Consider the following 6,018-nt stretch of genomic DNA (forward strand, 5'->3'; position numbering starts at 1 on the left):
GCAAGGAGCACGCACGATGCCCAGCAACACCATCGACGCTGACGGGACAATCACCCGGGACGCGCGCAGCCGCTACCGGCAGCGCGCGGAGGGTGGCGCCCACGGGGCCTTCGAGGCCGAGACGAAGCGGGCCGGCGGGACCCCCCGCGCCGACGTAGACGTGACTCGGGGCGCCGCCCCGGCCGACGTCGCCGCCCTTCTCGGCGACAGTGCAGACACTGTGATCCGCAGCCGCCGCATGTACGACGGGGAGCGCCTGGTCCAGCTCTGCGACACGTTCATCCCGGCGTTCGTCGCGGAAGCCGCACCGGCCGTCGCGCAGCTCGACACGGGCGCGGGCGGGATCATCTCCCGCATGGCGGACGCGGGCCTGACCCAGGTGGAGGTCGTGGAGGACGTGACCCAGGTGCCGGCCACCGCCGAGCAGGCGGCGGCCCTCGGAGTTGAGGCGGGGGAGCTGCTGCTCACCATCACGCACACCGGCACCACGGAGGACGGTCGCGTAGTCGAGGTCTCCCGGCACACTCTCAGCCGGGGCTGGACACTCCGGTACGGCGTCCCGCTCAACTGACCGATAGTCGAGGGCCGCTACGCACCTGCGTAGCGGCCCTCCGACGGATCTACGCCAGTTCGGGCTACAGAGAGCGACGGGCATTACCTGCTGACGCTCGATCAGGCGTAACGTGTGCCACACCCGCTACTGCGGGTCACTTTTAAACACAAAAAAACCCCGCTACAGCTACGGACCCGAAGGTTGGCGCCTTCGGACTGCGTCCGTCTCTATCGCGGGGGACTGCGAAGTCACTGCTGAGTGTACGGGAGAGTTCTCCCAGCGCACCACAGGGCAGTGGCGTACCGACCCCCGGACGGGGGTCAGGAGGGCCCACCCGGGTGAAGCAATCCACCGCAAAACTGCCCGACGACTGCTCGTTCTGCATTGCCCTCTTTGAGGCACTGACCAGCAATCGCGAGGCCGGGGGCGGGAAAATCAGTACCGCCGCATTGGGGGCTCTTGTGGGCCTGGGCGAGCGGGCTACACGCACCCATCTCTCGGATCTCGTCCTCCACTCCCGGATCATGGCGGACCGCCGTACCCCGGTCGAGGGAGCCCGCGTTGGCGCCCCGGCCGCCGTACCGGTGGAGCAGATCCGGACTCCGCTCGATTGGGTGGCTGGCGTCGTGGTTCGGGACCGTACGTGCCGGCGACTCCTGGTCCTCTACGCCACCCACGCCGACCGCTCTTGGTGCGGGCAGATGTCCGTCAAGGAGGCCGCGGCGGCTCTCAGCGTCAGTTCCGACACGGTGGTGGTGCACCGGAAGCACCTGTCCGGCAAGGACGGCGGTGAGGTCCTGGTCCGCTTCAAGCGGGACTCTGCCCGCGCCCGACGTGGTGACCGGTACATCGGTCGGCACGTCGACACGTACATCCTGCAATCCGGGGTGCTGGGCATTGAGCACGTCGACCCGATCCCAGTCGGGCGCAACGCCGAGGAGAGCTGGGCCTATGCGGTCCTGGCGGCGGCGGCCTGGTGGACCCCGACCGACAGGGACCAGACGTTCGGCGCGGTCCGACTGCTCCGGCGGATCCTGGTCACCAACAGGTGGCCGAGCGTGGAGGTAACGCGCCGTATCGACGTCGTGCCGTACAACCCGCCCAATGACCACCTGGCGTTGCTGTCCGCCCTGCTGCGGGACTGCATGGCTCCCTACGTCCTCTCCGCCCGCGAGTTCGTCACGGGTGAGCCGGAGGCCCTCGTGACGTGTGTCGGCTGCTGGCGTGGCATCCGCCGGGGGCAGGGAGCGCGTGACGGGGACCTGTGCGGGGACTGTCGCCGTCAGGCCGCCGGGGTGCCGGCCAGTGGGCACGGCGGGCTGTTGCCGCTCGCAGCCGGACACACCGGCCACCGGGTACTCGAAGACCCACCGTTCTAGGCCAGGTTGCGGCGCCGGCGGGCAATCCGCCGGCGCCGTCCGACTGTCGGGCGCCAAGCTTCTCCGAGCACACGTCTGCCCCCGCCGGAATTGCCGGGGCGGGGGCAGCGGTGGTTGGTCCTGCGGCTGTCGAGCCGCTCAGCGTCGGTTCAGGTACCGGGTTCGGTGACGGCGGCCTGGTGCTCGTCGCCGGCTAGCGCGTCGAGCTGGACGACGATGGCGTCAAGGTCGACCAGGTCGGCCGCGTAGGCCTCGATAAGCAGTCCGATGGCGTGCGAGATCGATACCTCGTCCCGGGCCGCGCGCTTCTTTCCCGCATCCCAGACAAGTCCATGCACGTTGACCGTGCGGACCACCTTTGCGTCGGTGAGTTCACGGTCGGTGGGCCTGCCGGTGCCGCCTCGGTAGACCTTGGGAACGCGGGCGTGGTGGCGGGGTGCGGTGGCCATGGACTCGCCTTTCGTGTCGGGTACGGACCCCGGGAGGGTCCACCGCACCACCATACCTCAACTTATATAACTTCTTGTGTTTTTGGGGACCTTCTTCGGGCGGGCTCCACCGGGCCCCGGAGAGGGTCCGTGACCCCACCGCTGAAGTTATATAACTTCTCTGTTTGAAAAGGGGGGTCAGGAGCGCTCTGCCCGACCTGCTGTCGGGGTCGTGTGGGGTGGGGTGGTGAGCGTGCGGGCCTCGGCGGCGGCGCGTTCGCAGGCGTCGGCGAGGATGCCACCGCGGCCGGCCAGTTCGGCCGCGCGGCGGGGCGCGAGGACGTCGCCGGCCTCGACCGCGTCCGCGCTCTCCCATCCGATCCTCATCCACATCTCCTGTGCCACGGCTGCGCGCCGGAGCGCGGTCCGTACGAGGGTCGCGACTGCCGGGGCGGCGTCCCGTGCCCATGTGGGCACGTTGGCACGGGGGGTGTCGGTCCATCGGAGGGCCGGCCCGTAAAGGGCCTGACGGGCCTTCTGGGCGTCGCGCCCGGCACGGGTGGCCCGGAGCGCGTGCGCGTCTGCCACGGCCCTCCAGTCGGCCACGGTGAGCCCCTCGTACCGGTTCCGGGGTGCCTCGACCCCGGTCGGGGCCTCGGCCGGACGCGGGTCCGGCACGGCCTCGGCCACGGGGTGTTCGCCGGCCTCGACCTCGACCTCGGCCCTGATCCGTTCAGCGCCGGCCGGGGTCAGGGTGACGGGCCGAATGAGGTGGCCCCAAACCGTTCCACAGGTGGTGACGTCGTCTGCCTCGGCGATGAGGCCGAGCGCCAGGAGCCCGGCGAGCACGCGGGGGGTTCGGTGGGGTGCCGGCACGTGCCGGGTGACGCGATGCCAGATACCACCCTGTGTGTGGATCCGGCCGGCCTCCACGTCGCGCAGTGCCGCATCCCAGGTTTTGGGGAGGGTGCCCTGCGGGGTGCGGCCGGCCGCCGCCCGGTGGTCGGGCACGGCGCGCACGGACCGCGCGGCCTCAAGGGCGGCTGCGGTCCGCCGAGCGTGGCATGCGGCGGCCTCGGCCCGGTGGGTGGCGTAGGACTCCAGGGTGCGGCGCGCGTCCGTGACGGCCTCGGCGGGGCCGGCGCACCGTTCGGCCGCACCGGTTCCCCGCTCGGCCTCGGCGCGCGCCATGTGCCGGCGGGCGGTCTCCACAGCGGTTTTGGCCGTGTGCCACAGGTGAGTCGATACGGGCACGTCGGCGTACTCGGACCGCTCAGCCCATGCCGCGTCGATCACCTCCACATCAGCGCGCATCCGGGCAAGCACCCGATCGTGCTCGGCCTGCCGGTTGAGCCGGTACGCCTCGCACTCGGCGTTCTGCTCGGAGGGCATGCTGCGCACGATCCGCACCGCGGTACCTGTGGTCGGGGTGGTCGAGCACTCGACCACTCGCCACGCGCGGACGTCCCCGGACCGGGTCAGTTCCGGCACGGCGAGGTACGGGGTGCCGTTGATGGCTGCGAGTGCCTGACGCGCGCCGATGACCCGCTGGAGCGCGGTGGCAACTCCGATGCGCCGGCCGGCCATGTCCTTCCACATGCCCGGACGCTGCGCGCTTTCGTAGTGGTCCTCGGCATCGGCGAGCCGCCATTCTGCGGCCTCGATCGCGCGCGCCAGTTCCTCGGCCTCGGCGTGCGGGCGGAGTGCCTCGGCCGCGGTGTGGGCGTCCGCCTCGCACGCGTCGGCGAGCACGCGGGCACGCTCGCTCAGCTCGTACGCGCGCCGGCCGTCCCCGAAGCCATGCCGGCGCCGGTCCTCGCAGAGTTCGGCGCCGGCCAGACAAGCGATGTCGTGCGCGGTGGTCGACCGGCGGTCGGTGCGTCGGTACGCGTCCCGGACCGCCTCGGCGACGACGTCGACCCACGCGGGGACATCGGCCGCGCGCTGCTCGGCGACGTCGGCCGGCACCGTACCGACGACGTACAGGGGGAGCCAGTGACCGTGACGGCCGCGCACGTCGTCCCACACCTCTCCAGCGGCCTCGTAGGCCGCTGCGGCACGTTCGGCGTGCGTACCGGCCACCCGCGCCCAATCGGCCGCGGTACGGCCGTCGTAGGTCTCGCGCCTCCGACGCTCGGCGGACTCCTCGGCGGCGGTTGCCTCGGCCGTGCGGAGCGCGCCCTGACGCTCGGCAACCTCGGTAGGGGTTTCGCCGGCACGGGCGAGAACCTCCTCAGCCTCCTCCCACTCGTCACAGAGCAGCATCTGACCGGCCGTACGCAGATCGTCATCCCCGGACATGATCAGCTCCCCGATCCGCACCGCCTCGGCGTCGATGGCGAGCATGTGCCCGGACCCGGTCCGGGCGAGGATCGCGCACATGATCTCCCTGCACGCGCAGTGCCGTTCGTCGCACGTCAGGCACGTGGCCTCGGCCTCCACACGGGCCTGTTCGGCGGCCTCGGCCGCAGCCTCGGCCGCACCCTTCGCCGCTACCAGTGCCTCGCGCCCGATCTCGATGATCCGATCGGCATCCAGGCCACCGGCGCCGGCCTTGCGCAGTTCGGTGCGGGCGCGGGACGCGCGGGCTACCGCCTTGCGGCACTCGCCGACCGCCTCACCGGCCAGCTTGGAGCACTCCTCGGCGTTGTCGGCGTAGGACTCTGCCTCTACCTGCGTGCGCGCGAACTCGGCCTCGTTCACCCAGTACTGGGCGTCATCGCGCGCCGCCTCGCCAGCCTTCCGCTGCTCAAGCGCTACTTCTACGGCGTCCTTGAGCCGCTGAAAGATGGTTGCAGTGCACATGATTACTCCTCAGAAGCCGAGTCAGGTGGCCTGTTGGCCGTCCTGTTGAGATCAACACTAGCCGAAGTTATATAACTCGCAAGCCCCGACTCGGATTGACCACCCGAAGGGAGCAGGGGCGGTCGCATCCACGAACGCGCCCGCACATCGGCACCCGGGGGAGTCGATCGACGGGTGGGCACCCCGAGGCCCACGCGACTCCTGACGGCCCGCCACGGGGCCCGATGCGACGCCCTCGGGATTCACCAAGCAGGTTGCGCGAAAGGCGACCTGACGCCCCCTCCAGGATCCGCGAAATTGCCCACCGAGTGAGGCATCGTCACCTTTCGATACGTCATTCGCACAACACGGGGCGCGCCAGGAGTCATTGGGCAGAATGCTCCTGGACTAAACCGGATTTTGATGCCGGGAATGATTGTTCGATTTCAACCTGTGGAAAACACGTCACATTCGCACGCCGGAAAACGCTCAAAACGGGCACCGAGCCGAACCCCGGCACCGACCCGGCACCAAAACCCGTTTTTGGTGCCGGGTCGCTGACCTCGGGTTTTCCATGGCACCTGGGGATAAGTGGTCTAAACCAAAAGTTTTCCACAGCCCTTTGACCTGCGAAAACACCTGAACCCGGCACGACCCGGCACCAAAACCCGTTCTACCCAGAGGTCTGGAGCCGGAGTGAGCGCAGCGAAACGAGGCCACCGGCCGCGAAGCGGCCGGCCTCGGTCGGGCTACGCGAAGCGTAGCCCGGTGAGCCGGCGCAGCCGGCTCACGCACTCTCATGACAAAGCAGCGCGTTTTGTAGAGATTTTGGAATAGCGTCGTTTTGTGTAAAAGTTTTTAATACAAATTATAT

The 6,018-nt window shown here is 69.7% G+C and carries 4 protein-coding genes; 2 read left to right on the plus strand and 2 right to left on the minus strand.

Annotated elements, in window-relative coordinates; translation table 11 throughout:
- Positions 1 to 16 precede the first annotated feature (16 nt).
- Positions 17 to 571 (plus strand): UTRA domain-containing protein, encoded by a 555-nt coding sequence (locus tag NOD94_RS29340; RefSeq protein WP_281209164.1) that lies wholly within the window; start codon positions 17 to 19, stop codon positions 569 to 571.
- Between the two features lie 596 nt (positions 572 to 1,167).
- On the plus strand, positions 1,168 to 1,932 hold the full coding sequence (locus tag NOD94_RS29345) for a hypothetical protein (RefSeq protein WP_281209165.1): 765 nt from the start codon (positions 1,168 to 1,170) through the stop codon (positions 1,930 to 1,932).
- 149 nt (positions 1,933 to 2,081) lie between these two features.
- Here NOD94_RS29345 and NOD94_RS29350 read toward each other — a convergent pair whose 3' ends face one another.
- Both NOD94_RS29350 and NOD94_RS29355 read right to left on the minus strand, forming a co-directional pair.
- Positions 2,082 to 2,381 (minus strand): hypothetical protein, encoded by a 300-nt coding sequence (locus NOD94_RS29350; protein WP_281209166.1) that lies wholly within the window; start codon positions 2,379 to 2,381, stop codon positions 2,082 to 2,084.
- A gap of 177 nt (positions 2,382 to 2,558) precedes the next feature.
- Positions 2,559 to 5,165 (minus strand): hypothetical protein, encoded by a 2,607-nt coding sequence (locus NOD94_RS29355; RefSeq protein WP_281209167.1) that lies wholly within the window; start codon positions 5,163 to 5,165, stop codon positions 2,559 to 2,561.
- Positions 5,166 to 6,018: the final 853 nt, after the last annotated feature.

Source organism: Streptomyces sp. Isolate_45 (genome assembly GCF_024721315.2).
In the GTDB taxonomy this organism is placed as follows: domain Bacteria; phylum Actinomycetota; class Actinomycetes; order Streptomycetales; family Streptomycetaceae; genus Streptomyces.

Coding starts and splice junctions, on each gene's coding strand:
- NOD94_RS29355 (WP_281209167.1), bottom strand. CDS start 5,165: ATGTGCACTGCAACCATCTTTCAGCGGCTCAAGGACGCCGTAGAAGTA.
- NOD94_RS29340 (WP_281209164.1), top strand. CDS start 17: ATGCCCAGCAACACCATCGACGCTGACGGGACAATCACCCGGGACGCG.
- NOD94_RS29350 (WP_281209166.1), bottom strand. CDS start 2,381: ATGGCCACCGCACCCCGCCACCACGCCCGCGTTCCCAAGGTCTACCGA.